Origin of the sequence: Mycobacterium sp. AZCC_0083 (assembly GCF_014202335.1) — a bacterium.
GTDB lineage: Bacteria > Actinomycetota > Actinomycetes > Mycobacteriales > Mycobacteriaceae > Mycobacterium.
The window spans coordinates 27,194-50,808 of sequence record NZ_JACHGP010000025.1; the positions used below are offsets into that span (position 1 = coordinate 27,194).

Here is a 23,615-nt window from a genome sequence, read left to right on the forward strand (position 1 = left end):
TCGAGCATGGGAGCAGCTTCCTACGTCGGTCGTGTCGGTCGTCTGGCGGTCGCGCTAGGGGTGGGGACGGCGATCGCCACCGGACACGGCGTCGCAATCGCGGACGATTCGCCGTCATCGGACAGTTCGTCCGCCGGAACCGTGCAGTCGACGGATACCGCAGGCACGGCAGGGCCGGACATCGCGTCGCCGAAGCCCGACACGGAACCCAAGACCACGCCTGCGGAGACCGCGACCGGCACCGAGCCCACCACGACCACGAACACCACGACGAACACCGTCGCTCCCGGCGTCGTGGTGAGCGCCCAAACCACGACGGGATCGTCGGGCAGCACCAAGACCCCCGACGCCAAGACCCCCGAAGAAACGGGAACACCCGAGGAACCGACCGAGGCGCCCCAACCCACCGAGACCGCAACGCCGAAGCCGACCGTCGAACCAGACCCGACGCCCAACAAGAACCCATCGGCCTCGGCAACCGCGCCGCCGACGAAGGCAGTCACGCCATCCGCCCCCACGGTGCAAGCGCGTGCCGCGGCGAAATCGGCGAGCGACACGTCCGACACCGTCAACGCGCTAGCCGCAGCATCCGCACCTGCCGAAGCGGATGCCACGATCGCGGCGCCATTGGCAGCCAGGGTCGCAGCCGGCACGGACCCGCAACCGGCGGCTCCGGTGGCGGCCCCCAACCCGCTGGAGATGGTGGCAGGCGCGGTGTCGAACATCGTGTCGAACGTCCTCGGTTGGGCGTTCGGTCCGCTCGCAGGCGCCGCCGCCCCGAGCGCGCCTGCCCAGGCGCCGTTGGCCTGGACGTTGCTTGCCTTCGCACGGCGCGAGATCGACGACTTCGTCTCGTCGTTGGGCGGCGGTAACGCCACCAACGTCGCGCTCGCCGCCACCCAGACGACGACCAGCCTCGCGCTTGCCGCCGCTGCCGTCGCCAACGTGCCCGGCTTCCCGCTGCCGGGCGCGCAGCTCAGCCCGTCGACGCAGTTCGTCAACTGGGTGACCGGGAACTATCAGACCGGAAACCCCTTGATCGCAGACACGTTGGCCCGGTTCGGTGTGTCGGGCACCGACATCGGCGTCATGTGGGACAACGGCATGGTCGACGATCCGAGCACGCCCTACAACGAACATCAGATCCTGATGGCGTTCGGCGACACGTTCGGGCTGCGCAACGTTCCCGGCGAGGACTGGAGGTTCAACGTCCTAATGCGCAGCGCCGATACCGATCTCACGAACGGCGTTGACGTGCCGGACGGAGAGTTCGGCAACGGCAACATGTTCGGTGGCATGCCGTTGTGGGACGTTCCGCCGGGGCGGCCGTACGAGAACTATGCGCGGCGGATCATCAATCCCGAAGCGATGCCGCCGGGCGCTTCGGCCGGTATCACGCTCATTCCGACCGCGGGTATCTCGCTGCCGACGCCCGGGACGCGGTTCGGGGTCACCCAGTACGTCAACTTCATGTCGGTGACCAACTGGGGCTCACCCGGCCAGTGGACCACCAACTTCTCCGGCATCGCCTACTCGACCGACAACGGCGAGAACTGGAGCGTGGCACCGACTTCCATCCGGTACAACGATCCGTGGAGCGGCAACGCGAACTTCCAGCAGGGCGCCTTCGTGCGACCGGGCGACGGCTACGTCTACTGGTACGGCACCCCCAACGGCAGGCAGGGCGCGGCGTACGTCTCCCGCGTCCTGGAGAAGGACATCCTTGACGTGTCGAAGTACGACTACTACAGCAAGGGCAACCCGGGCGGGTGGTTCGGATGGGGCGCCACCCCAGCCGGGTGGCAGAGGAACAATCCCGCCGCGGCCACCCCCGTGTTCGGCCAGGACCAGGGAGCCTGCGGTGTCGCCAACGCTGGCAACCAGGTCAGCGAGATGTCGGTGCAGTACAACAAGCAGCTGAAGAAGTACGTGACGCATTACGGCGACCAGTTCAACAACATCGTGATGCGGACCTCGGATACCCCACAGGGCACCTGGTCGACGGCCAAAGTGCTGATGGGACAACAACCCGGCGGCATCTACGCGCCAATGATGCACCCGTGGTCCCCGTCCACGATGGGCACCGGATCCGACCTCTACTGGAATCTGTCGTGGTGGGGCGAGTACAACGTCGGCTTGATGCGGACCGACCTGACCAAGGTGTAGGAGGCGGCGTGCTGCGTTTCATCGTTGCCGCAGTTGCACTGGCGTTGGCCCTACCGGCTGTCGCGGTCGCCGATCCCGCTGCACCGCAACCGGGTACGTCCTGCGGCGCGAACCTCGGCGATGCGATGACGTGGCCGCCCGACGGTACGGCGCCGTTGGTGTGCGCAGGCGGGCCCGCCGGCCATCAATGGACGACCGTCGATTCGCCGTATCCGGTCAGCGACCGGTGGGTGAGTTTCGGTCCCCCGATGAAGTTGCACGGAGAGGGCCTGCGCAACGCGAGCATCCAGTCGGGCGATTGGACGGCCACACCGCTGGACCCCGACGCCCGGTGCGGCGCAGAGCAAATCGCCGTCATTCCCGGCGTTGGCGCCGGCCCACCTCACGACAGCGAAGGTGGGCCAGGACAGCCACTTTCGCTTCAGGTGGTGCCGAAGCTGTTCTCCATCGAAATGACCGGCGACTGCCTGTGGCAGAGGGTGAATCCCTGACGTGATCAGTTCACCGACCGCGGTGCCTGCGGGAGGTTGGGGACCTTCGTAGGGAGCGGCGGCTTCGTCGGCAGCTTGCTCGAAATGAGGTGCTCGTTGCCGTCGGAATCCTGCCAATGGCACTGCTCGATGCCCGCGGCGGGAATGACCGCGTTCCAGCCCTGCGTGATGACGCAGGCCTGCGCGAAAGCAGTTGCGCCACTGGCCGACACGGCTGGTGCACCGATCGGGCTCTTCTTGATCCACTCATTGCCGGTGTTCGGGTCCTGCCAGTGGCACTCTTCGATGCCCGCGGTGACGACGGTCGCCACCCAGCCGTGCGTGGTGGTGCAGGCTTGAGCGAACGTCATCGGGCTGGCCTGGGCCGCGGGGGCCATGACCAGGAGGCCGACGGCAGCGGCACCTGCGCCCAGTGCGACGGTAGCGGCTGCGATGCGGTTGGTGAGGTTGGTGGGCATGATGTCTCCTTCGAGGTTGGTCGCGGCGATCTGCCACGTTCACCAACTAGGAGCGACGCGGGCCCGGATTCCCTCACTTTCTCGACGGAGACTTCGAACCACCCAACAAACACAACACCCCGCGAGCCGGGTGGGCTCGCGGGGTGTTGTGTCAGTTCGTTGCAGGGATCAGATGTCGAACCGATCGTTGTTCGCGACCTTCACCCACGCGGCGACGAAGTCCTTGACGAACTTCTCCTGGCTGCCGTCCTGGGCGTACACCTCGGCGATCGCACGCAGCACCGAGTGCGAGCCGAAGACCAGGTCATTGGCGGTGGCCGTCCACTTCGTCTTGCCCGATGCCCGGTCGACGCCCTCGTAGACGTTCTCGTCGGTGCCCGACTTCCACGACGTGCCGATGTCGAGCAGGTTGACGAAGAAGTCGTTGGTGAGCACGCCCGGTTTGTCGGTGAACACGCCGTGCTTGCTGCCGCCGTGGTTGGCCCCGAGCGCACGCAGACCGCCGATGAGCACCGTCAGCTCGGGTGCGGTGACGTCCAGGAAGTAGGCCTTCTCGAGCAGCAGCTTCTCCAGCGGCAGCTTCTCGCCCGCCCTGACGTAGTTGCGGAACCCGTCGGCCCGCGGTTCCAGCAGCCCGAACGACTCGACGTCGGTGTTCTCCTGCGAGGCGTCGGTGCGGCCCGGCGCGAACGGAACCTCGATCTCGACACCGCCATCCTTGGCGGCCTTCTCCACCGCCGCCGAACCGGCCAGCACGATCAGGTCAGCCAGCGAGACCTTCTTGCCACCAGCACCGTTGAAGTCCTGCTGGATCTTCTCGAGGACCGGTAGCACCTTGGCCAGCTCGGACGGCTCGTTGGCCTCCCAGCTCTTCTGCGGCTCGAGACGCAGCCGCGCACCGTTGGCTCCGCCGCGCTTGTCGGTGCTGCGGAAGCTCGCCGCCGCCGACCACGCGGTGTTGACGAGTTGCTGGACCGACAGGCCGGAGTCGAGCACCTTGGCCTTGAGCGCCTTGACGTCCGCATCGTCGATCAGCGCGCCCTCGACGGCGGGCACCGGGTCCTGCCACAGCTGCTCTTCGGCGATCCACGGCCCGAGGTAGCGGCTGATCGGCCCCAAGTCGCGGTGCAGCAGCTTGTACCAGGCCTTCGCGAACGCCTCGTTGAGCTCCTCGGGATGATCCAGCCAGCGCTGGGTGATCGGGCCGTAGATGGGATCGACGCGCATCGAGACGTCGGTGACCAGCATCGTGGGCTTGCGCGGCGCACCACCGAAGGGATCCGGGATGATCGCCTCCGCGTCCTTGGCCTGGAACTGCCACGCTCCGGCGGGGCTCTTGGTCAGCTCCCACTCGTAGCCGTAGAGGATCTCCAGGAAGCTGTTGCTCCACTGCGTCGGGGTTGGCGTCCACACCACCTCGAGGCCGCTGGTGATGGAGTCGCCGGCGTTTCCTGAGCCGAAGGGGCACTTCCAGCCAAGCCCCTGCTGCTCGATCGGCGCGCCCTCCGGCTCTGGGCCGTTCGGGTCGGCGCTGGCGCCGTGGGTCTTGCCGAGGGTGTGACCGCCGACGATCAGCGCCGCGGTCTCCTCGTCGTTCATCGCCATCCGGCCGAACGTCTCGCGGATGTCGATTGCGGCTGCCAACGGATCCGGGTTGGCCTCTGGGCCTTCGGGATTCACGTAGATCAGGCCCATGGTGGTGGCGCCGTAGCGCTCCTCGAGCTGGCGCGCCGACGCAGGGGCGCCCGCATAGCGCTTGTCGGTGCCCATCCACTCGTCTTCCTCGCCGAAGATGACCTCTTCTGGCTCCCAGAAGTCGGGACGGCCGAAGCCGAACCCGAACGGCTCGAAGCCAGCCGACTCCAGCGCGGCGTTGCCCGCGAACACCAGCAGGTCGGCCCAAGAGATCTTGTTGCCGTACTTCTGCTTGACCGGCCACAGCAGGCGGCGGGCCTTGTCGAGGTTGGCGTTGTCGGGCCAGCTGTTGAGCGGAGCGAAGCGCTGCATGCCCTGGCCTGCGCCGCCGCGGCCGTCGAACGTGCGGTAGGTGCCTGCGGCGTGCCAGGACAGCCGGATCATCAGGCCTGCGTAGCTGCCGTAGTCGGCGGGCCACCAGTCCTGCGAGGTGGTGATCACCGAGATGACGTCGGCCTTGAGGGCGTCGGTGTCGAGCTTCGCGAATTCCTTGGCGTAGTCGAAGTCCTCGCCGAGGGGGTTGCCCTTCGGTGAGTGCGCGTGCAGGACCGACACGTCGATCTGCTCGGGCCACCAATCCTGGTTCGTCAGCGGTGCATGCGCCTTGGGCTTCGGCGAATCGATTGCTGGGTTCTCGCTATCGGACACAACTTTCCTTCCGGGGTTGGTGAACTAAGGGCTGTGTTCACGGATGTGATCAGGAACTTCGAACGTTTGAACAATCGGGGCAGGTGCCCCAGTAGATGACCTCGGCCTCGTCGATCGAGAATCCGTTGGCATCAGAAGCCGTGAGACAGGGCGCATCGCCGACGGCGCAGTCGACGTCGGCGATGACACCGCACACCCGGCACACGACGTGGTGGTGGTTGTCGCCGACTCGCGATTCGTAGCGGGCGACCGACCCCGATGGCTGGATGCGCCGCACCAGACCCGCGGCCGTCAACGCGTTGAGCGAGTCGTAGACGGTCTGGTGCGATACGTCGGGCAGGTCGCCGCGGACGGCACGGATGATCGTGTCGGTGTCGGCGTGCGGCAGCGTGTACACCGCGCTCAGGACGGCCACCCGGGGACGGGTCACGCGCAGGGCTGACGCCTGCAGCATCTCCCGGAAGTCCGCGGTCGCATCCACGCCCCGTAGTCTTGCGCCTTTTCTGGAATCAGTCAAGAATTGGTTTTTTGGCGCGCCGACGTGTTCCTACTCGGCTACCTCCGCGGCGGGAAACGTCCACTCCCCGTTCAGAATTGCCGCGCATGGCCGGTATAGCCGCACGCAGTAGTTCCATCCAGGCACGAGCGGAAGGCAGTTGGGCCGGTCCTCGCGGCCGCCGAACCGGATCACGACCGACCCGTCGTCGGACGGCGTTGCCGTCAGGTTGTTGAGGGAATACGCGTTCCTGTCGTTCGGGGTGAAGTAGCCCATCGCGTCGTAGACGGTGACCGACCAGAACGCGTCGACGGGAACGTCGCGCACCACGAGTTCGTAGGCCGTGGTGCCGTCGTTGCGGGCGGGCACGACGGTGAGATAGAAGGCGTCCCGTTCCGGGTTGCCGCCCCACGCGTTCGCCGCACCGATCAACCGGCGCACCGGATCGGTGGTGTCCTTGGTGCCGAACATCCCCTTGGCGTCGGGCAGCGTGGTCGCTAGCGCAACGAGCGCATCGCGCACGACCTTCTGACTCGCGGCGTCCCACGCGGGTCTCGAAGCCGCCGGGCAACGCCTGCTCGACGGTGATGGCGTCCTGCAATGCGTGCACGGCGTCGAGGTCTGCGGGATCGTCGGGGTCGACCAGAATGCGCACGGCGAGTGCGACGTAACGCGTTCCGACGTCGTCACGGGTCAAGGTGCGCCGGGCCTGGCCGTAGACCACCTCGGGCACGTAGTGGTCTTCGGTGATGATCTGCAGCGATGTGAATCGAGTGCCCGGGTCCGGCGTCGTCACCGTGACGGGGCCCGCGTCGAGATCGAACACCGCCGCCGAGTAGAGCGTGTCGCGGTTCTGCCGGATGACCATTTGCTTGTCCAGCGGCGTGAGTTCACGGCTGTGCTTGAAGTGCCCAAACCCGTTGTCGCTCACGATGTGACTGAAGTAGAGGTCGGACTCCGCCCTGATGAAGTTGTCCGGGGTGACCTTCACCGGTGCAGCGCTCTGGATTCCGGTTTCGGCGGCAATGCCCGCACACGCTAGTCGGCGAACGTGATCGACGTATGCGAACACCCGGTCACGGCGCGCCCCGGCGGGAACGCACGTGGATCCGCGCCCGCGACGACGGTCTGTCGGTAGTAGCCGTGTTCGGCATCGGCCGAGCACTCGAAGGCCGCGTTGAGCACGCGGAAGGTCGCCGGATCGGATGGAACGATGCAAGGCTGGCATCCGGAATCCGGTCGGTGAAGTAGAAGGCGCGCCGACCGTCGGTCGCGTATGCGCCGCCGAGCACGCGGAACGTGGCGGGGTCGGCTTGGTCGATCGGGTTGCCGTTGACCTGAACGGTTTCGGCGTCCTTGGTGAACAGGTAGTGGTCGACGTTCGAGATGATCACGAAGTGCGCGGGGTCCTCCGACAGCACCCTCCCGTCGGACCAGTACACCGCGGACCCGTCCTTGGAGAGCTCGCCGTCGAGCAGCTCGAAGTGGGCCGGGTCGGCGCTGATCGCGACGTCGCGCTGATAGACGTGGTGTGCGTCCTTGGCGAAGCCAGGCCGCTCCAGCGGTAGGAAGGTCGCGGCGTCGGCGCCGGACAGCACCCCGCCGTTGAGGTAGACGTTCGACTTGTCGCGCGCGTAGGTCTGGTCGAACACCTGGAACGACGCGACATCCGCCCCGTCGATCTGGAATGCCTTGCCAGGGAAGGCATTCAGGTAGAAGACCTTGTCGTCGGTGACGTGATAGCCGGAGGCGTCGAACAACGAGTTGGGCGTCCGATTGCGGCTGCAGGCAGGCAACAACGCCAGCGCCAGCACGCACATGCCGACGACCACCTTCCGCATGAGCAGACGGTACCGGCAATCACCCGGTCGGAGTCGACGGGTTGCGCAACATGCTCGGGAAGGGCAGCGCTTCCTCGGCTGCGGCGAGTCGTTTGCCGTCGATGACGAAGCAAGCGATGCTGCCGACGAAACTCAACGCGGCGATGGCGCAGCTGATCATGGCGAAGACGCCGCCACCGAGGCCGAAGGACGCCACACCCATGACGAGACCGATCACCGCAACGAACATGAGCAGCAGTCCGAGGGTCGCCAACACGGCGGCGATCGGATCTTCGAGGCCGCCGACCTCCTGGTCAACCATGGGAAATCCCTTCAGCAGCCGACGATTGGATGTTCGTTCAATACCCAACCGCCGGGCCGCCGAAACGGGCGAGTTCAGACCGGCATGCGCCGATTGATCAGCAGTGCGGCGATCGCGGCGATGGCGAGCACTCCGACCCCCAGTCGCAGCCAGCCGGTGCTGGCCTCGCCCCTGATCGTCTCGAAGCCGATCTGATTCTGCAGTGACGTGTAGACCTTCTCGAGTTGTTTGAGGTCGGTCGCGGAGTATGCGGTGCCTCCCGACAACTGCGCGACCTGCTTCATCGTGGTGTCGTCGACCGGCACCGGAACCTGATTGCCGTCGACGGTCACGGTGCCGTCGGGGGTGCCGAACGAGATCGTCGAAATGGGGATGCCCTGATCGTGCGCGGCGCGCGCCGCGGTGAATGCCCCACGCGGATTGTTGGGGTTCGACGGGCTGGTCTCCTTGCCGTCGGAGAACAGGATGATGCGGGCGGGGGGCGGCGTGTCACCTCCGCCGATCACCGCGCCCACCGTCGAGATCGCCTGCAGCGCAGCGAAAATCGCCTCGCCGGTGGCGGTCCGGTCGGAGATTTGCATCTTGTCGATGGCGATCTTGGTGGCGTCGTGGTTGGTGGTCGGTGAACTCAGCATCGTGGGGTTCGCGGCATACGAGATCAAGCCGAGGTTGATGCCGGGGGTGATATCGCCTGCGAACTTCTTGGCCGCCTCCTGGGCGGCCTTCATCCGGGTCGGCGCCACGTCGGTGGCACCCATCGACGTGGACACGTCCATGACGAGCATCACCACCGCGCGGTTGCGGGGGATCTTGCGGTCGAGGGAGGGACCGGCCATCGCGATGGTCAGAAACACCAGGGCGAGCGCAAGCAGCACCGCCGGTACGTGACGCCACCGACTGGCGCGCAGTGGCGAGACGCTCTCGATCATCTCCGAGTCGGCGAACCGTGCCAACCGGTGCCGTCGGGACCGTTGCACGGCCAGATAGAGCACGACCAGACCGATGATCGGGACGAGGAACAGGAAGTACCACGCATGCGCGAAAGCCGAGAGCGGCATTGGCCCCAACACGGGCAGATTCACTAGTGTCCCTTCGACGAGCCAACGTGACCCTAAGCCGAGAGTACAAAGGTGGGCTGCAGAAGCCCCTACGTGCGGCCCTCCCCGGCCGCTGAGCAGTCACTCAGGTGGGGTGCCGTGCACGGAGTGCGAACCTACACTCGAACTGTGCGCGACGTCCTCGACGAGCTGATCTCGGTCTGGAGTGCCGGTGGTACGGCCGGCCTTGCCACCGTGGTGCGCACCATCAAGTCGGCACCGCGCACGGCAGGCGCCGCCATGGTGGTCTCCCCCGACGGTTCCGTTGCGGGCTCGGTGTCCGGCGGATGCGTCGAGGCCGCGGTCTACGAGTTGGCAGGCGAGGTGGTGCTGACCGGGCGGCCCCGGCTGCAGCGCTACGGCATCACCGATGACGACGCCTTCGCCGTCGGCCTGACCTGCGGCGGCATCATCGACATCTTCGCCGAGCCGGTCTCCCGCGAAACGTTCCCGCAATTGGGGGCGGTGGCCAACGACATCGCCCTGCACCGCCCGACGGCGGTGGCCACCGTCGTCGCCCACCCCGATCCGGAATGGGTCGGCAGGCGACTCGTCATCGATGAGTCGACGACCTCTGGTTCACTCGGTTCGGCCCGCGCGGACAATGCCGTCGCCGACGACGCCCGCGGCCTGCTCGCCGCAGGCCGCACCGCCGTTCTGACGTACGGATCCGACGGTGAACGCCAAGGTGAGGGCATGGAGGTGTTCGTCGCCAGCCACGCACCTCGGCCGAGGATGATCGTCTTCGGCGCCATCGACTTCGCCGCAGCGTTGACGCGCCAGGCCGCTCTACTCGGCTACCGGGTGACCGTCTGCGATGCCCGCCCCGTGTTCGCGACGCCAGCCCGCTTCCCCGCCGCCGACGAGGTCGTCGTCGACTGGCCCGACCGCTACCTCGCCGGCCAGGAGGCGGTCGGCGCGATCGACGCCCGCACCGTGATCTGCGTGCTCACCCACGATCCGAAGTTCGACGTGCCGGTGCTCGAGGTGGCGCTGCGCCTGCCGCGGGTCGGCTACGTCGGCGCGATGGGGTCGCGCAAGACCCATCTCGACCGCCTGGACCGCCTGCACGAGATGGGCTTGACGACGGCCGAGACGAACGCGCTGGCCAGCCCCATCGGACTCGACCTCGGAGCCCGCACACCCGAGGAGACCGCGGTGTCGATCGTCGCGGAGATCATCGCGAGGCGCTGGGGCGGCCGCGGCCGTCCGCTTGCCGAGGTCGATTCCCGAATTCACCACGACGTTCACCAAGAGTCGGGGCTTCGCGGGCCGGTCGAGTAACACCCAACCGACCTGCTTCGATACTCAATGTGCGGTTTGCTGTCGTACTGTTGTGACTTGCGTTGTCCGTGACAGGGGAGACACATGAGGTCGAAGAAGAACATCGTGGCTGCGGTCGTCCTTGCCATGGGCACGAGCATCGGCCTGGCCACCGTGGTCGCCATCCCTGCGCACGCCGACCCCCAGGAAGAACAACAGGCAAAACAACTGGACCAGGCGTTCGTCAACGCGATCAAACAGAAGGGCGTCCAGGTCAAGTCCTCCCAGGACGCCATCGATCTGGCCCACTCCACCTGCGACCTGCTGCACCGCGGTGGCACCGTCAACGACGCGCTGCTGCACGTGAAGAACGCCACCAATTGGTCGGTGGACGACATCACCGCATTCGCCGGCGTCGCGGTGTACGCCTACTGCCGCGACAAGACGCCCAAGTAGCCGCTCAACCCACCAGCTTCGCGACGGCCCCGGCAATCCGGCGCGCCCTGGTCTCGGCCGCCTTGGCTCCCAGTACCGCCGTCACGTGCGCCTTCTGGTGGCTGTACGACAGCTTCGCCCATGCCGCTGCCGCCTCCGGCGAGTCGTCGAGGGCGGTCCGCAGGTCCTCGGGCACGTCGACCACTCGGGGTGCGGAGTCCAGGACCACTTCCACGTCGATCGCGTCGCCACCGGCGATGCCGGACTCGTTGCGCCGCTCAGCACTGAAGGGAATCAGGTACTTGCCGCCCATCGGGGCGATGGTCGAGCGGTACGAGTAGCCGTTCACCGTGACGACGACAGGGGGCCGCTTGCCCGAACCGAGGGCCTCGACGACCTCGGCAGGTACCTCGATCCCGGTGTTGTTGCCGTCCCGGAACATGATCGTGGAAAACCCCATCAGCTCATTCTCAACTGTCCGGAGTAGAAGTACACCCATGGACATCGGATTCATCGGGTTGGGAAACATGGGTTCGGGCATGGCCGCCAATCTGCTCAAGGCCGGCCATCGGGTCACCGCGTACAACCGCTCTCTGGACAAGGTCGACGCACTCGCCGAACGCGGCGCGCGGCCCGCCCGAACGGTCGCCGAGGCCTGCGGCGGTGAGGTGGTGGTCTCGATGCTGGCCAACGACGACGCCGTCGAAGCGGTGACGTTCGGGGCGGACGGGATCCTGGCATCACTGGGCGAGGGGGCGGTGCACGTGTCGTGCTCCACGATCAGCGTGGCACTCGCCACCCGCCTGAGTGCGGCCCACGCCGAGGCCGGTCAGCGCTTCGTCGCCGCACCCGTCTTCGGCAGGCCCGAGGCGGCCGAGGCCGCCAAGCTGTACGTCATTGCCGCGGCCGAACCTGCCGTACTGCAGACGGTTTCACCGATCTTCGATGCGATCGGTCAGCGCACGTTCGTCGTCGCCGACGATCCGACGGCCGCGAGCCTGGTCAAACTCAGCGGCAACTTCCTCATCGCCTCGGTGATCGAATCGCTCGGCGAGGCCATGGCGTTGGTGGGCAAGGCGGGCGTCGACAAGCTTCAGTACCTCGACATCCTCACCTCGACCCTGTTCGGCTCGCCGGTCTATTCGACCTACGGCGGCCTGGTCGCCCGCGAGCAGTTCGAACCCGCCGGCTTCGCCGCGACGCTGGGGCTCAAGGACATCCGTCTGGTCCTTGCCGCCGGTGAGGAGCTGCAGGTGCCGCTGCCGATCGCCAGCCTGCTGCGCGACCGCTTCCTGACCCTGCTGGCCAACGGTGGCGGCCAGCTGGACTGGGCGGCTGTCGGCGCGCTGAGCGCGTGGGAGGCGGGCGGCACTAATCCTGCCCACCACCCTGTCCGTCCTTAGCCGACGACCCCGCGCAGCGCGTCCACCCCGAAGACGGGCCCCAGCATCGCTGACATGTCGGGGCCGCGTCGAAGGCCGTGCCCGCCATCGACGTTGATGAGCTGACCGGTGATCCAACTCGACAGGTCGCTGAGGAGGAATACCGCGGCGTTGGCGATGTCGTCCACCTCACCGGGCCGCGGCAACGGAGTGCAACTCGCGTAGTCGCCGCTGATCTCGGGCGAATCCAGAATGGGCGCAACGAGATCCGTGCGGATGAGGCCGGGACGGATGCAGTTCACCCTGACCCAGGATGCGCCAAGTTCGTCGGCGGCCAGCATCATCAGATGGTCGAGCGCGGACTTGCTCACGCCATAGGCGCCGAACCAGCGGTGGGTGTTGCTCGCCGCGATCGACGAGATGCCGACGAACGAGCCTCCCCCGCCGCGCACCAGCTCGCGCGCGCTGTGTTTGAGCACGTACATGCTGCCGTTGACGTTGAGGTCGACGGTGCGGCGCCAGGCGTCCGAGTCGACCTGGGTGATCGGCCCGATGGTCTCCGATCCGCCTGCGCAGTGCACGACACCGTGCAATCTGCCGTGCCACGCGGTGGCGGCCTCCACCACCACGCCGACCTCGTCCTCGTTCGTCACGTCGGCAGGTTCGTACTGCACCGAGCCGGCGCCATCTCCAGCCGCAGCGGTGATCTCGTCCGCGGCGGCTGCCAGGCGGTCGGCGTTACGCCCGACGATCATCGCGTTGCCGCCGGCGGCCACCACCGCCGCCACGACGCCCTTGCCGATTCCGCTGCCCCCGCCAGTGACGAGGATGGTCCGATCCGCCAACGAGAGCTGCACCGCTTTCCCTTCGGGTTGTCCGAATAGAGCACCAAAACTGGAACACGTTCTCGTCATCGAACCACGCCGCGCGGCCGCGGCACGGAGATTCCGGGCCCTCCGTCGATCAGCAACGCCACAGGGGTCTGGCAGGTAGCTCACAGAAACGGCACGGGCGCACCATTTCGACTCGTGATCGATCGATGTTTCCGCTCCTCTGCGCGTATTCTCGAGGTGGTATTCGGCTGGCAATCAGCCCATTCCGCGTCGAGTCGGTCAACACAACAGAAAGCGTGACGATGGCGACCCTTGAGTTCTCCGTACGACGACTGATCCTTGCCGGAGGGTTCGCGGTTGCGATCGCCGCCGTACCGGCGGTCGCCGCCTTCACCGTCCCCGCCTCCGCGGGACCGTCCGTCGCTGCGTGCCCCAACGGCGAGACAGAAGACACGTTCACCGGCACCTGCACGCCCGAGTTGGTTCCGAATTCGCCTGAGTTCCAGTCGTCTCCGGGTGGACTGCCCTCAGTCGACAACGTCCCCTGCACGGGCGCCAACTCCGGCCAGTGCATCGGCCTTTCCGAGGAGCAGCAGGCGGAAGGCCCCGCCGCCGTCCCGCACTCGTCGATCAGCTCGAGCCCCTAGTTTCGCGGCGAATTCCGCCTGCTAAGTCGTCACGCTCGTCGCACCAGGAAGCGGCGCGTTCTCAGGGAACTCTCGGAACGTATGCAGATTCCTGGCAGGTTCCATAGAATCCTTCCGACGAGACAGTCAATTACGACAGAAAGCGTGACGATGGCGCCATTCGAGATTTCAGCGCGACGACTTATCCTTGCCGGTGGGTTCGCGCTCGCCGTCGCCGCGGCTCCCGCGGTTGCCGCGTTCACCGTGCCGACTGCACCCGGTGTGCACGTCGCCGCGTGCCCCGCAGGCGAGGAAGAGGACCTGTACACGGACGCGTGCGTCCCCCACACCGTGCCGAACTCACCCTTCAGCACGACCGCAGGCAACCCGGACATCCCGGAGATCGACGGCGTCCCCTGCACCGGCCGGAACAGCGGCCAGTGCATCGGCCTTGCCGAGGACGCGGCGCCCGCCGTCACGCCCGAGTCGACGGTCGGCAGCGACCCGACCATTACCGGTAGCGAAGGGTAAAAGAGCAGGCGGAACTCTAGGCGATTCGACGAGTCGCCTAGAGTTGTGTCATGGCTGCGAAAACTGATCCCGCCGAACTCGGTGACGTCGAACCCTTGGCCGATAGCACCGCTCGGCAGGCGCGACGCGTTGTCGCTGCCTATGCCGTCGATGCCGACGAGTGCCGCGTGTTCCTGTCGATGTTGGGTATCGGGCCGGCGAAACAAGACGCGTAGTGACATCAGGAGACGGCGCGGATGCCGACTCCGGTGACTCCGACTTCGTTGCGGAGAGCGGCGAGTCCGACTTCGTCGTCGTGGCCAATCGGCTGCCCATCGACATGGAGCGGCTGCCCGATGGCTCCACGACGTTCAAACGCAGCCCAGGCGGGCTGGTAACGGCGCTCGAGCCCCTGCTGAGGAAACGCCGCGGAGCCTGGATCGGCTGGCCGGGCGTCACGGACGGCGACGAAGATCCCATCGTTGAGGACGACCTCGAGATGCGTCCCGTGCGCCTGTCGGCCGACGACTTCGAGGAGTACTACGAGGGCTTCTCGAACGCCACCCTCTGGCCGCTGTACCACGACGTCATCGTCAAGCCGATCTACCACCGCCAGTGGTGGGATCGGTACGTCGACGTCAACCGCCGGTTCGCAGAGGCCACCTCGCGCGCCGCGGCGCCCGGCGCCACCGTGTGGATCCAGGACTATCAACTGCAGCTGGTGCCGAAGATGCTTCGGATGCTGCGGCCGGACCTGACCATCGGCTTCTTCCTGCACATCCCGTTCCCGCCGATCGAGCTGTTCATGCAGATGCCGTGGCGGACCGAGATCATCGAGGGCCTGCTCGGCGCCGACCTCGTCGGGTTTCATCTACCCGGCGGCGCGCAGAACTTCCTGATCCTGGCCCGACGGCTGGTCGGTGCGAACACCTCGCGTGCGACGGTCGGAGTGCGGTCCCGGTTCGGTGAGATCCAAGTCGGCTTCCGAACGGTCAAGGTGGGCGCCTTCCCGATCTCGATCGACTCCGCAGAACTCGACCGCAAGGCCCGCGACCGCGGCATCCGCCAACGGGCCCGCGAGATCCGCGCTGAGATGGGCAACCCCCGCAAGGTTCTGCTCGGCGTCGACCGGTTGGACTACACCAAGGGCATCGACGTCCGGCTGCACGCGTTCTCCGAGCTGCTCGACGAAGGCCGCGCCAATGCCGAGGACACGGTGCTGGTCCAGTTGGCCACACCCAGCAGGGAGCGGGTCGAGAGCTACAAGGCGATGCGCGAGGACATCGAGCGTCAGGTCGGCCACATCAACGGCGAGTACGGCACGGTGGGCCATCCGTTGGTGCACTACCTGCACCGGCCGATTCCACGCGATGAACTGATCGCGTTCTTCGTGGCTGCCGACGTCATGCTGGTGACTCCTCTTCGAGACGGTATGAACCTGGTCGCCAAGGAGTACGTCGCATGCCGCAGCGACCTGGGCGGTGCGCTGGTGCTCAGCGAATTCACCGGCGCCGCAGCAGAACTCCGACAGGCCTACCTGACCAATCCGCATCACCTCGACGGTGTGAAGGACTCGATCGAAGCCGCGCTGACCCAGTCTCCCGAGGAGGGCAGGCGACGCATGCGTGCGCTGCGCCGCCAGGTGCTCGCCCACGACGTCGACCGTTGGGCGCGCTCGTTCCTCGACGCGCTTGCCGACACCCGCAACACCGGCAACGGGTCGGACGTCAGAGGAGCTTGATGTCCTTGATCAGCCACGTGCCGTCGATCTTCTGGTAGTCGACGCGCAGGCGGCTTCCGTCGTAGACGGGTGTCTTGGACTTGTCGGTGACGGTGCGGTTCATGAACACCAACACCGAAGCCGAATCACGTTCGGCGGACAGCATTCCGGTGCCAACCACGTTCACCTGGCTGACCACCTGCCGGTCCCTTGCCTGTGGGATCACGTTCTTGGTGGTGTCGTCCTCGTACTGACGCCGGAAATCTGGCGTCATCAGGTTGTACACCTCGGTGCGACTACGCTCCACCGTCTGATAGTCGAAGCCGAGGATCAGCGGGATCTGCTGTGCCGCAAGCGGCGGAAGTTCTTGGCTGGCTTGCTGTTCGGCGCGGATCTCGACGCGATTCCAGTACAGGTAGCCACCGACGCCTGCGAGCGCCACCAATGCGACGGCGAACAGTATCCCGAAGGCCGCGGCCAGTCTGGTGGTCCAGCGGCCCATCAGTTGCCCCCGTCCGGGTATTTCAGGTCGTAGCCGGTCATGTGGCCGTTGTCGTCCTCGTGCACGATGACCCGCAACCGATAGGGCTGCGACGGCTTGTTGACGCCATCGATGTCGGTCACCGTCACCCGCACCGAAACCAGCACCGAGGCGTTCTTGGCGATCTCGTCGACCTTCTCCAGCGCGGCTCCGCTGACCACGGTCTCCGAAGTCGCATTCGTGTCGCGGAAGATCGCCTTGAGGTTGTCGACGTTGCCCGGCTGGCTCATCATGTCGCGCAGTGGGCCGCTGGTGCCGTTGACGAACCTGTTCACGCTGTCGTCGATGTTGTTCTGGTTGTAGCTGAACATGTTGACCACTGTCTGCGTGCCCGTGTCGATGAACTCCTGCTGACGTGCCTGCGCGGCATCGGCGGTGCGCTGCTGAGTGACGAGCAGCGCCACCAGACCGCCGAGCACGGCCACCAGCACCGCGGCGACGCTCAAGCCCACCAGGGCCACCAGACGACCGTTCGGCCTGCGGCGCGGCGGCGGCCCGACTCGGGCCATCCGCACCTTGATCGTCGCAGGCGTCTCGACCTTGACACCCGTGGTCGCGACGACGGCCCCTGCCGCGGGTCCCGCGGCCCGGGAGGCCCGGCGGCGGCGGGCGGCAGCCTTCCTCGCCGACTCGGGCGCCTCGTCGGTCGATTCGCCCGCGTCCGTGTCTTGTTCGCTCATGCCTGCCTTGGATCCATCATCAGGTCGACCCACGTCTCCGCAACCGCAACCTTGCTCGAACCTCCGGCGAACACGCCCGTCCCGCCCGCAGGGTCGGCGAACACGCCGGTCTTCGAATCGTACGTCGTCGACGTCGGGCCGCTGGCCTGCGGCGGCGGCGCACCCTCGGCGGGCAGCGGCGGCGCATCGGGTGGCGGAGCCTCTGCAGGCAGCGGTCCGGGTGGTGGTGGCGCCGGCGCCCCGGGTGGTCCCGGCCGACCGTACGGCGGCACGATCTGGTCGGGCGGCGCGTAGTACGGCCACGGGGGTGGCGGGCCGTTGTCGTTCGGCGGCACCGGCAATGGGAACGGCGCCTGCGGCGCGGGTCCTGGACCCGGCACGACGCCGGGCGGCAACTGCACCGACGGCGGACCCGGGTCATAATCGGCTTGCGGCGGAATGAACGGGAACTTGTTGTACGGCGCGATGCTTCGGCCCGGCGGCTCGTAGTGATTGTCTTCGGACTGGTCCATCGGCGTGCCGTACGGAAGCGGCGGGCCGCGCCACGGGTTGGTGCCGATCGGCACGTAGCCGCGCGGGTCGCGGCACAGCTGAATGGTCGGCGCGCGCTTGCCGGGGAACTCCTGGCAGGGATAGTTGCGCGCACCGCGCACCACGGCCGCATCGTTCTGCGCAGTCTTGCAGTACAGGTCCGTTGGCAGGTCCCGCAGCGTGGTGTCGGCGGGCGACCTGATCAACGGGGCAGGGACGAAGCCCACCGAGCAGGGCGGAGGGTCACCGAGATCCACCTTGAAGTCCAGCTTGCCGCCCTCGTCGACGGGGACCCCACCCGCAACCGTGATCAGCGCCGCCATCAGCGCCGGGAAGATCACCAGTGCCTGCTCGATCGACTTGTGGTAGATCACACCGATGCGGCCGACGTTGGCCAGGTTGGCGGCCAACATCGGGAACGTCGGCCTGATGCCGTCGAACGTGGTGTTGGCGGCGTCCGCCGCACCTGGCACGGTCTGCAGCACGTTCCGAATCTGCGGATCGGCATGGGCGGCCTCGGCGGTGAACCGGGCAAGCCCATCGGCGAGCGACTTGATGTCGTCGCCGCTGCGGATCTGCGCGTCGAGGAAGGGCCCCACCTGATCGATCAACTGGGTGGTCTGCCCGTAGTTGGCGTTCGCCTCGTCGATCAATTGGCGTGACGACTGGATCAGCCGCGACAGCTCCGGGCCGGATCCGTTGAACGCCTTGAACGTTTCGCGCAGAAGATCCTGAATCCTGCTGTCCCCGACGCTGCTCACCAGATTGTCGGCCTGGGTCAGCAGTCCTGCGATGTCCTGGCCGATGGCGGTGTGATCGACGCCGATGTTCGAGCCGTCCCGGAGCAGGGCGTTGGAGGGGTCCGACGGTGGCACCAGATCCACGTACTGTTCGCCGACGGCCGAGACGCTCTTCACCGTCGCCGTGACGTTCTGCGGGATCGGCGTGTCGGAGTTCAGCCGCATGTCCGCGACGACACCGTCCTTGGACAGCCCCACCGACTCCACCCGGCCGATGGTGACGCCGCGGTAGGTGACGTTCGCGTTCTCGTAGAGTCCGCCGCCCGCAACGAAGTTCGCGGTGATGCTGTATGCCCCGATGCCAGCCGCGGCAGGTAGGTGCAGATAGAACGCCGAGATGGCGCCAACACAGATCACCGTGACGACCGCGAAGATCGACAGTTGCAGGCGCGTCAGCCGGTCCAGCATTACGGTGTCCCCCCGTCGTGCTGCGTTGCGGTTCCCGGCGGGATCTTGAACGGATCTGCCGCCTGGCCGGAGAGGTTGGCCATGGCCCCGACGAGGAAGTCAGGCGGGTTGATGACCTCGTCCATGTGCTTCATGTTCGGATCGAGACCCTTTGACGTCGTGAACACCGACTCACCCAAACGCCGAAGCGTCAGATCGAACGTCACGAACACGTTCATGTAGTCACCGCGGATCGCGTTGCGCAGGTACTTGTAGTGGAAGGGGAACGTCGGCAGCAGTTCGAGGTCCTTGATGAAGTCGTCGGCATTGTCGTTGAGCGCCTTGATCACCGGGTAGAGGTCCTTGAAGTCCGCGGCGAAGTCGGTCTTGGTCTCCGACAACACGTGTGAGGCGACACCGGCGAAGGTGCGCAGCGCGGTGAACGCGTCGACGAGGTTCGACCGGTTGTCGTTCAGCACCTTCAGCGCGGCGGGCAGCGAATCCAGGGTCTTGCCCAGGCTGTCCTTGCTCTTGGCCAGAATGCCCGCAAAGCGGTTCAGACCATCGGCGGCGGCGATGATGTCGGTCGTCTGCTGATCGAGCGAACTGGTCAGCTCCGCGAGCCGCGGAATCAGGTCGGTGAAGCTTCCCGCACGTCCAACCACGGCGGCGTACGCCTCGTCGGTGATGTCTTGCAGCGCACCGAGATTGCCCTTGTTGACCACCACGCCGAGAGTGGAGAGCACTTCTTCGGTGGTCGGGTAGCGACGGGCCTGCGCCAGCGGGATGTTCGAGCCCTCCTTGAGCTTGCCCTCTCCGGACTGGTCGGCCGGCGGGGCAAGCTCCACGTGCTGAGAACCGAGCAGGGACGTCTGCGCGACGGTCGCCGTCGAGTTCTGCGGGAGGTTGACGTTCCCGTCCAGGGACAGCTTCACGGCCGCGAAGAACGTCCCGTCGGGCCGTTGCATGGCTTCGATTCCCGACACACTGCCGACGGTGACGTCGTCGATCATCACCGGCGAGTTCTGCGGCAGCGTCGCAACATCGGGCAGTTCGACCGTGATGGTGTACGACCCATTTCCGTGGCCCGCGGTGCCAGGCATGTCGAGCGAGTTCAGCCCGCCGAACTGGCAGCCGGCCAGCAGCAACACGCCAGAACCCAGCACCAGGCCGCGTCGTGCTACCGCAGAGATGTTCATTCTCATCCGCCCGCTCCTTCCGCAGGAAGCGGTGGCGCTTCCGGCGTGGGTGCCGGCCCGGGCAGGGCGCCCGCCCCCATCGGCGACGGTCCCGGCGCAGGGCCGGCGGGCGAGATCTGGCCGACGACGGCTGGCGGCGGCAGAAGCAGGTCGCTGAGGTTGCCGTCCGGCCCAACGGTCGGGGGCGTGACGCCGGGTGCGGGGTTCCACTGCAGGTACGGCACGGGGGTCTGCGCCTTCGCCTCGGTCTCCGGGGTGTCGTAGATGATCTGGCCCTTGTATGCGGTGATGCTGTTGATCGGGTGGAACAGCAGTGGCGGGAAGTTCATCGCAATCCGCTTGAACACCGGGCCCATCCGCTGCCTGCAGATCTCGGCGCGCTTGTAGTTGTCCGGGTTCGAGCCCGTGTCGAAGGTGCCGCCGCAGATGAACTGCACCGGGTTGGCGAAGTTGGGCAGCGACAGCAGGCCGCCGACGGTGCCCTGGGCTGGGTTGTAGATGTTGTAGAAGTTCGCCAACCCGTTCGGCGTGATGTGCAGGATCTGCTCGATGTCGTCGCTGTGATCGGTCAGGATCTGGGTGAACTCGGCGAGCTTGCCGACCTGGCCGATCAGGGCCTCGTTGTTCTTGTTGAGGAAGCCCTTCACGTCACCGAGCGCCTGGTTGAGCGTGCCCAGTGTGACGTCGAGATCCTTTGAGCTGTCGGCCAACACCTGGGACACCGATGCGACGTGGTTGGAGAATTGCACGATCTGTTCGTTGCTGTTGGCCAATGCGTTCACCAGCACCTGCAGGTTGCGCACGGTGCCGAACAGATCGGTACGCGAGTCACCGAGGCGCCCCGCGGTCTGGGAGAGCTCGCGCAACGCCTTGCGGAATGAGTCGCCGTTGCCGTCGAAGGTGTCCGCCGCCTGGTTCACGAACGCGCTGAGCGGGCCCTGCATCCCACCCTGCTTCGGCCCCAACTGTGCGCTGAGCTGGGTGAGCTGTTCCTTGACCTCGTCCCACTCCACGGGAACACCGGTGCGGTCCAGCCCGATCTCGGCGCCGTCGGCAAGCACGGCGCCACCGGTGTAGGCCGGGGTGAGCTGAACGAACCTGGCCGACACCAGGTTCGGGGCGATGACGATCGCCCGCGCATCGGCGGGCACCTTCACGTCGTCACGAACGGTCATGGTGACCTGGACGTCGGCGGCGCGCGGCTTGATCGAGTCGATGGTGCCGACGGGCACGCCGACCACGCTGACAGAGTCGCCCGGGTACAGGCCCACCGCCGACGGGAAGTACGCCACGACCTTCTTGCCGCCCCGCGTCGGCCACACCGCGTACACGCCACCGGCCAGCACCACCACCAGCACGGCGGCCAGCGCGATCCGCAGCCAGCGGTTGCGGCCCGAGTTCGAATTCTCCTGTGTCATGGCGACTTCGGCCTAATGATCATGCGCTCGGAGATGTATCCGCGCAGCATGTCGGCGAGGCTGTCCGGCAGCTTGCCCGGCTGGAAGTAGGTGTCGAGCAACACTTCGGAGATGGTGGCGGGTGGCAGGCCGTACAGATTGATCTGGAAGCCAGGGCCCGAGCCGACGACCTCGCCGAGCGCGGTCGCATACGGAGGCAGCCTGCGCAGGGCCTCGCCGATGTGCGCCTTGCGTTGGAGCAGATTGTCCATCACCAGGTTGAGCTTCTGCAGCGCGGGAAGGAACTCGCGCTGGTTGTCCGCGACGAAGCCGGAGAGCTGGCGTGACACGTCGTCGATGCCCGAGATCAGGTTGCTCAGCGCCTGGCGGCGCTCGTCGAGCGCGGCGAACAGCAGGTTGCCGTCGGTGATCAACTGGTTCACCTGTCCCGCGCGCTGGGCCAGAGTGTCGGATACCCGCTTGGCGTGGGCGAGCAGTTGTTCCAGCGCTTCGTCGCGCTTGTTGAGACTGCGCGAAAGGTTCGCGACACCGTCGAGTGCGCCGCGCAGTTGGGGCGTCGCGTCATGCAGGGTGTCGGTGAGCGTCTGTAGCGCCTCTTCGAACTTCGGCTTGTCCAGTGCGCTGGCGTTGCCGCCGAGGTCCTGCAGCGCGGTGTTGAGCGTGTACGGAGTCGTGGTGCGGCCCAACGGGATCGTCGTCGAGCTGCCCGTGCCACCGGGCGTCACCGAAAGCGACTTCTGACCGAGCACGGTGTCGGTCTTGATCGCCACCAGTGACTGGTCGCCGACCTTGATGTCGCGTTGGACCGTGAACGTCACCCTGGCGGCGTCGCCCGCAAGTTCCACCGACGACACCTGTCCGACCTTGATCCCCGAGACGGCGACGTCGTTGCCTGGCGAGATGCCGCCTGCGTCGGTGAAGTACGCCTGGTAGTTCTTGCCCTGTGGCCAGAACGGGAGCTTGGTGTAGCCGAACGACACCAGGACCAGGCACGCCACCAGAGCGATGCCGAAGATCCCGGTTCGGGTCGGGTTGCCGTCCAGCCTAGCCATTGTCCGAGCACCTCCCCTTGGACGGGTCCGGCGGACCACCGAACGGAATCAGGATGTCGCTGCCCGCCGGGCCGTTGATCTTCATCCGGATCGAGCAGTAGTAGATGTTGAAGAACGACCCGTACGCGCCGAGCGCGTTGAGCCTCAGGTAGTTCTCGGCGAGTGGCTCGATCACCTTGTTGACGTCGCCCTTTCGCTCGTCGAGCCGCTGCGCCAGCGGTCGGATGTTCTCGATGACGCCCTGCAGCGGACGACGGCTGGCCTGCAGCATTTCGGTCAAATCGCTGGACGCCGAGGCGAGCGGAGGTATGGCGCCCGCGATCGGGTCGCGGTTCTGAGCCAGTCCGGTGATCAGTTGCTGAAGCTGGTCGACGCTGGCGTCGAACTGAGTGCCCTTCTCGTCGACGGTGGCCAGGACCGTGTTGAGGTTGTTGATCACGTCGCCGATCAGCTGATCACGGGACGCCAGGTTTTGGGTGAACGATCCGGTGCTGGCCAGCAGGTTGGACAGCGCGCCGCCCTGGCCCTGCAACAGCTCGATGACCGCGTTGCTGACCTCGTTGACCTTGTTGCCGTCCAGCCCCTTGAGCACCGGCTTGAGCCCACCGAGAAGCGCGTCGAGGTCGAGCGCGGGCTGGGTGTTGTCCTTGGCGATGGTGCCGCCAGGGGGCAGCTTGCGCAGATCCCCTGGGCCGGAGGTGATTTCGAGGTAGCGGTCCCCCACCAGGTTCTGATAGCGAACCACGGCCCTGGTCGAGGTGTACAGCTGATACCGCTCGTTGACGTCGAACGCGACGTCGACGCTGTTGTCCGGATTGAGCTTGACCTTCTTGACCGAACCCACTGGCACACCGGAGATCCGGACGTCTTGACCGGCCTTGAGCCGGGACGCCTCGGCGAAGGTGGCGTGGTAGGTGTTGCCGGACGCGAAGCGGAACTGGCCGAACACGACCACCAGCCCCGCAGCGACGAGCAGCATCACGACGGTGAAGACGATGACGTTCACCAGTGTCTTGGTATCGCGAGTCATCAGCGCACCATGTTC

At 66.5% G+C, this 23,615-nt stretch carries 24 protein-coding genes and 1 pseudogene; 9 read left to right on the plus strand and 16 right to left on the minus strand.

What is annotated here, in order from left to right; genetic code table 11:
• Positions 1–6: 6 nt before the first annotated feature.
• Both HNP02_RS38590 and HNP02_RS38595 read left to right on the plus strand, forming a co-directional pair.
• A complete protein-coding gene (locus tag HNP02_RS38590; RefSeq protein WP_184445940.1) occupies positions 7–2,166 on the plus strand; it encodes a DUF4185 domain-containing protein in 2,160 nt (719 codons plus the stop codon).
• An 8-nt stretch (positions 2,167–2,174) separates the two neighbouring features.
• Complete coding sequence (locus HNP02_RS38595) at positions 2,175–2,657, plus strand: hypothetical protein (protein WP_309241857.1); 483 nt, start codon at positions 2,175–2,177, stop codon at positions 2,655–2,657.
• A 5-nt stretch (positions 2,658–2,662) separates the two neighbouring features.
• Here the strand turns inward: HNP02_RS38595 and HNP02_RS38600 are convergent, their stop codons facing one another.
• The 7 genes and pseudogenes from HNP02_RS38600 to HNP02_RS38625 all read right to left on the minus strand — a co-directional run bounded on the left by HNP02_RS38600 (position 2,663) and on the right by HNP02_RS38625 (position 9,178).
• Positions 2,663–3,115 carry a hypothetical protein gene (locus tag HNP02_RS38600; RefSeq protein WP_184445941.1) on the minus strand — a complete coding sequence of 151 codons (453 nt, stop codon included), beginning with the start codon at positions 3,113–3,115 and terminating at the stop codon, positions 2,663–2,665.
• A 168-nt stretch (positions 3,116–3,283) separates the two neighbouring features.
• Entirely contained in the window at positions 3,284–5,458 is a 2,175-nt protein-coding gene (gene katG, locus HNP02_RS38605; protein ID WP_184445942.1) for a catalase/peroxidase HPI, read from the minus strand.
• 49 nt (positions 5,459–5,507) lie between these two features.
• A complete protein-coding gene (locus HNP02_RS38610) occupies positions 5,508–5,912 on the minus strand; it encodes a Fur family transcriptional regulator (RefSeq protein WP_221318504.1) in 405 nt (134 codons plus the stop codon).
• Between the two features lie 93 nt (positions 5,913–6,005).
• Positions 6,006–6,945 (minus strand): annotated as a pseudogene (locus tag HNP02_RS43410) (DUF1254 domain-containing protein).
• Between the two features lie 85 nt (positions 6,946–7,030).
• Positions 7,031–7,795, minus strand: coding sequence for a DKNYY domain-containing protein (locus HNP02_RS42375; protein ID WP_255507459.1), 765 nt, complete (start codon positions 7,793–7,795; stop codon positions 7,031–7,033).
• Between the two features lie 19 nt (positions 7,796–7,814).
• Positions 7,815–8,096 (minus strand): hypothetical protein, encoded by a 282-nt coding sequence (locus tag HNP02_RS38620; RefSeq protein ID WP_184445944.1) that lies wholly within the window; start codon positions 8,094–8,096, stop codon positions 7,815–7,817.
• 74 nt (positions 8,097–8,170) lie between these two features.
• Positions 8,171–9,178, minus strand: a complete 1,008-nt coding sequence (locus HNP02_RS38625; RefSeq protein WP_184445945.1) for a VWA domain-containing protein — start codon at positions 9,176–9,178, stop codon at positions 8,171–8,173.
• 144 nt (positions 9,179–9,322) lie between these two features.
• Between HNP02_RS38625 and HNP02_RS38630 the strand changes: the two genes are divergently transcribed.
• Complete coding sequence (locus tag HNP02_RS38630; RefSeq protein ID WP_184445946.1) at positions 9,323–10,477, plus strand: XdhC/CoxI family protein; 1,155 nt, start codon at positions 9,323–9,325, stop codon at positions 10,475–10,477.
• Between the two features lie 84 nt (positions 10,478–10,561).
• Positions 10,562–10,912: a DUF732 domain-containing protein gene (locus HNP02_RS38635; RefSeq protein ID WP_184445947.1), complete on the plus strand. Its 351-nt coding sequence runs from the start codon at positions 10,562–10,564 to the stop codon at positions 10,910–10,912.
• A gap of 4 nt (positions 10,913–10,916) precedes the next feature.
• Here the strand turns inward: HNP02_RS38635 and HNP02_RS38640 are convergent, their stop codons facing one another.
• Entirely contained in the window at positions 10,917–11,351 is a 435-nt protein-coding gene (locus HNP02_RS38640; protein WP_184445948.1) for a YdeI/OmpD-associated family protein, read from the minus strand.
• A 37-nt stretch (positions 11,352–11,388) separates the two neighbouring features.
• Here HNP02_RS38640 and HNP02_RS38645 point away from each other — a divergent pair, with 37 nt between their 5' ends.
• Entirely contained in the window at positions 11,389–12,294 is a 906-nt protein-coding gene (locus HNP02_RS38645) for an NAD(P)-dependent oxidoreductase (protein WP_184445949.1), read from the plus strand.
• On the opposite strand, the gene HNP02_RS38650 is transcribed toward HNP02_RS38645, so the two are convergent.
• Positions 12,291–13,130, minus strand: coding sequence for an SDR family oxidoreductase (locus tag HNP02_RS38650; protein WP_184445950.1), 840 nt, complete (start codon positions 13,128–13,130; stop codon positions 12,291–12,293). The two genes, HNP02_RS38645 and HNP02_RS38650, sit on opposite strands and share 4 nt — an antisense overlap.
• A 278-nt stretch (positions 13,131–13,408) precedes the next feature.
• Between HNP02_RS38650 and HNP02_RS38655 the strand changes: the two genes are divergently transcribed.
• From HNP02_RS38655 to HNP02_RS38670, 4 genes are all read left to right on the plus strand, one after another.
• Entirely contained in the window at positions 13,409–13,753 is a 345-nt protein-coding gene (locus HNP02_RS38655; protein ID WP_184446015.1) for an intersectin-EH binding protein Ibp1, read from the plus strand.
• A gap of 150 nt (positions 13,754–13,903) precedes the next feature.
• The gene (locus HNP02_RS38660) at positions 13,904–14,263 is read left to right on the plus strand and encodes an intersectin-EH binding protein Ibp1 (RefSeq protein ID WP_184446016.1); all 360 of its coding nucleotides are present in this window, start codon (positions 13,904–13,906) and stop codon (positions 14,261–14,263) included.
• Between the two features lie 50 nt (positions 14,264–14,313).
• A complete protein-coding gene (locus tag HNP02_RS38665) occupies positions 14,314–14,478 on the plus strand; it encodes a hypothetical protein (protein ID WP_184445951.1) in 165 nt (54 codons plus the stop codon).
• An 80-nt stretch (positions 14,479–14,558) separates the two neighbouring features.
• Positions 14,559–15,983 (plus strand): trehalose-6-phosphate synthase, encoded by a 1,425-nt coding sequence (locus HNP02_RS38670; RefSeq protein WP_309241860.1) that lies wholly within the window; start codon positions 14,559–14,561, stop codon positions 15,981–15,983.
• Here the strand turns inward: HNP02_RS38670 and HNP02_RS38675 are convergent.
• From HNP02_RS38675 to HNP02_RS38705, 7 genes are read right to left on the minus strand one after another with little or no spacing between them, the layout of a single operon-like run.
• Complete coding sequence (locus tag HNP02_RS38675) at positions 15,970–16,464, minus strand: mammalian cell entry protein (protein WP_184445953.1); 495 nt, start codon at positions 16,462–16,464, stop codon at positions 15,970–15,972. The two genes, HNP02_RS38670 and HNP02_RS38675, sit on opposite strands and share 14 nt — an antisense overlap.
• A complete protein-coding gene (locus HNP02_RS38680; RefSeq protein ID WP_184445954.1) occupies positions 16,464–17,183 on the minus strand; it encodes a mammalian cell entry protein in 720 nt (239 codons plus the stop codon). Before HNP02_RS38680 ends, HNP02_RS38675 begins: the two co-directional genes overlap by 1 nt.
• Positions 17,180–18,922, minus strand: a complete 1,743-nt coding sequence (locus HNP02_RS38685; protein ID WP_184445955.1) for a virulence factor Mce family protein — start codon at positions 18,920–18,922, stop codon at positions 17,180–17,182. Before HNP02_RS38685 ends, HNP02_RS38680 begins: the two co-directional genes overlap by 4 nt.
• A complete protein-coding gene (locus tag HNP02_RS38690) occupies positions 18,922–20,106 on the minus strand; it encodes an MCE family protein (RefSeq protein WP_304611034.1) in 1,185 nt (394 codons plus the stop codon). The genes HNP02_RS38685 and HNP02_RS38690 overlap by 1 nt, the downstream gene beginning before the upstream one ends.
• Positions 20,103–21,518, minus strand: coding sequence for an MCE family protein (locus HNP02_RS38695; protein WP_184445956.1), 1,416 nt, complete (start codon positions 21,516–21,518; stop codon positions 20,103–20,105). Before HNP02_RS38695 ends, HNP02_RS38690 begins: the two co-directional genes overlap by 4 nt.
• Positions 21,515–22,570: a virulence factor Mce family protein gene (locus HNP02_RS38700; RefSeq protein WP_184445957.1), complete on the minus strand. Its 1,056-nt coding sequence runs from the start codon at positions 22,568–22,570 to the stop codon at positions 21,515–21,517. The genes HNP02_RS38695 and HNP02_RS38700 overlap by 4 nt, the downstream gene beginning before the upstream one ends.
• Positions 22,563–23,600 carry an MCE family protein gene (locus HNP02_RS38705; protein ID WP_184445958.1) on the minus strand — a complete coding sequence of 346 codons (1,038 nt, stop codon included), beginning with the start codon at positions 23,598–23,600 and terminating at the stop codon, positions 22,563–22,565. Before HNP02_RS38705 ends, HNP02_RS38700 begins: the two co-directional genes overlap by 8 nt.
• Between the last annotated feature and the right edge of the window lie 15 nt (positions 23,601–23,615).

What these genes read in the sequence shown, in the direction of transcription:
- HNP02_RS38590 (WP_184445940.1), top strand. Translation starts at nt 7, where the DNA reads ATGGGAGCAGCTTCCTACGTCGGTCGTGTCGGTCGTCTGGCGGTCGCG.
- HNP02_RS38600 (WP_184445941.1), bottom strand. Translation starts at nt 3,115, where the DNA reads ATGCCCACCAACCTCACCAACCGCATCGCAGCCGCTACCGTCGCACTG.
- HNP02_RS38610 (WP_221318504.1), bottom strand. Translation starts at nt 5,912, where the DNA reads ATGCTGCAGGCGTCAGCCCTGCGCGTGACCCGTCCCCGGGTGGCCGTC.
- HNP02_RS42375 (WP_255507459.1), bottom strand. Translation starts at nt 7,795, where the DNA reads ATGCGGAAGGTGGTCGTCGGCATGTGCGTGCTGGCGCTGGCGTTGTTG.
- HNP02_RS38620 (WP_184445944.1), bottom strand. Translation starts at nt 8,096, where the DNA reads ATGGTTGACCAGGAGGTCGGCGGCCTCGAAGATCCGATCGCCGCCGTG.
- HNP02_RS38635 (WP_184445947.1), top strand. Translation starts at nt 10,562, where the DNA reads ATGAGGTCGAAGAAGAACATCGTGGCTGCGGTCGTCCTTGCCATGGGC.
- HNP02_RS38640 (WP_184445948.1), bottom strand. Translation starts at nt 11,351, where the DNA reads ATGGGGTTTTCCACGATCATGTTCCGGGACGGCAACAACACCGGGATC.
- HNP02_RS38645 (WP_184445949.1), top strand. Translation starts at nt 11,389, where the DNA reads ATGGACATCGGATTCATCGGGTTGGGAAACATGGGTTCGGGCATGGCC.
- HNP02_RS38655 (WP_184446015.1), top strand. Translation starts at nt 13,409, where the DNA reads ATGGCGACCCTTGAGTTCTCCGTACGACGACTGATCCTTGCCGGAGGG.
- HNP02_RS38660 (WP_184446016.1), top strand. Translation starts at nt 13,904, where the DNA reads ATGGCGCCATTCGAGATTTCAGCGCGACGACTTATCCTTGCCGGTGGG.
- HNP02_RS38665 (WP_184445951.1), top strand. Translation starts at nt 14,314, where the DNA reads ATGGCTGCGAAAACTGATCCCGCCGAACTCGGTGACGTCGAACCCTTG.
- HNP02_RS38675 (WP_184445953.1), bottom strand. Translation starts at nt 16,464, where the DNA reads ATGGGCCGCTGGACCACCAGACTGGCCGCGGCCTTCGGGATACTGTTC.
- HNP02_RS38680 (WP_184445954.1), bottom strand. Translation starts at nt 17,183, where the DNA reads ATGAGCGAACAAGACACGGACGCGGGCGAATCGACCGACGAGGCGCCC.
- HNP02_RS38685 (WP_184445955.1), bottom strand. Translation starts at nt 18,922, where the DNA reads ATGCTGGACCGGCTGACGCGCCTGCAACTGTCGATCTTCGCGGTCGTC.
- HNP02_RS38690 (WP_304611034.1), bottom strand. Translation starts at nt 20,106, where the DNA reads ATGAGAATGAACATCTCTGCGGTAGCACGACGCGGCCTGGTGCTGGGT.
- HNP02_RS38695 (WP_184445956.1), bottom strand. Translation starts at nt 21,518, where the DNA reads ATGACACAGGAGAATTCGAACTCGGGCCGCAACCGCTGGCTGCGGATC.
- HNP02_RS38700 (WP_184445957.1), bottom strand. Translation starts at nt 22,570, where the DNA reads ATGGCTAGGCTGGACGGCAACCCGACCCGAACCGGGATCTTCGGCATC.
- HNP02_RS38705 (WP_184445958.1), bottom strand. Translation starts at nt 23,600, where the DNA reads ATGACTCGCGATACCAAGACACTGGTGAACGTCATCGTCTTCACCGTC.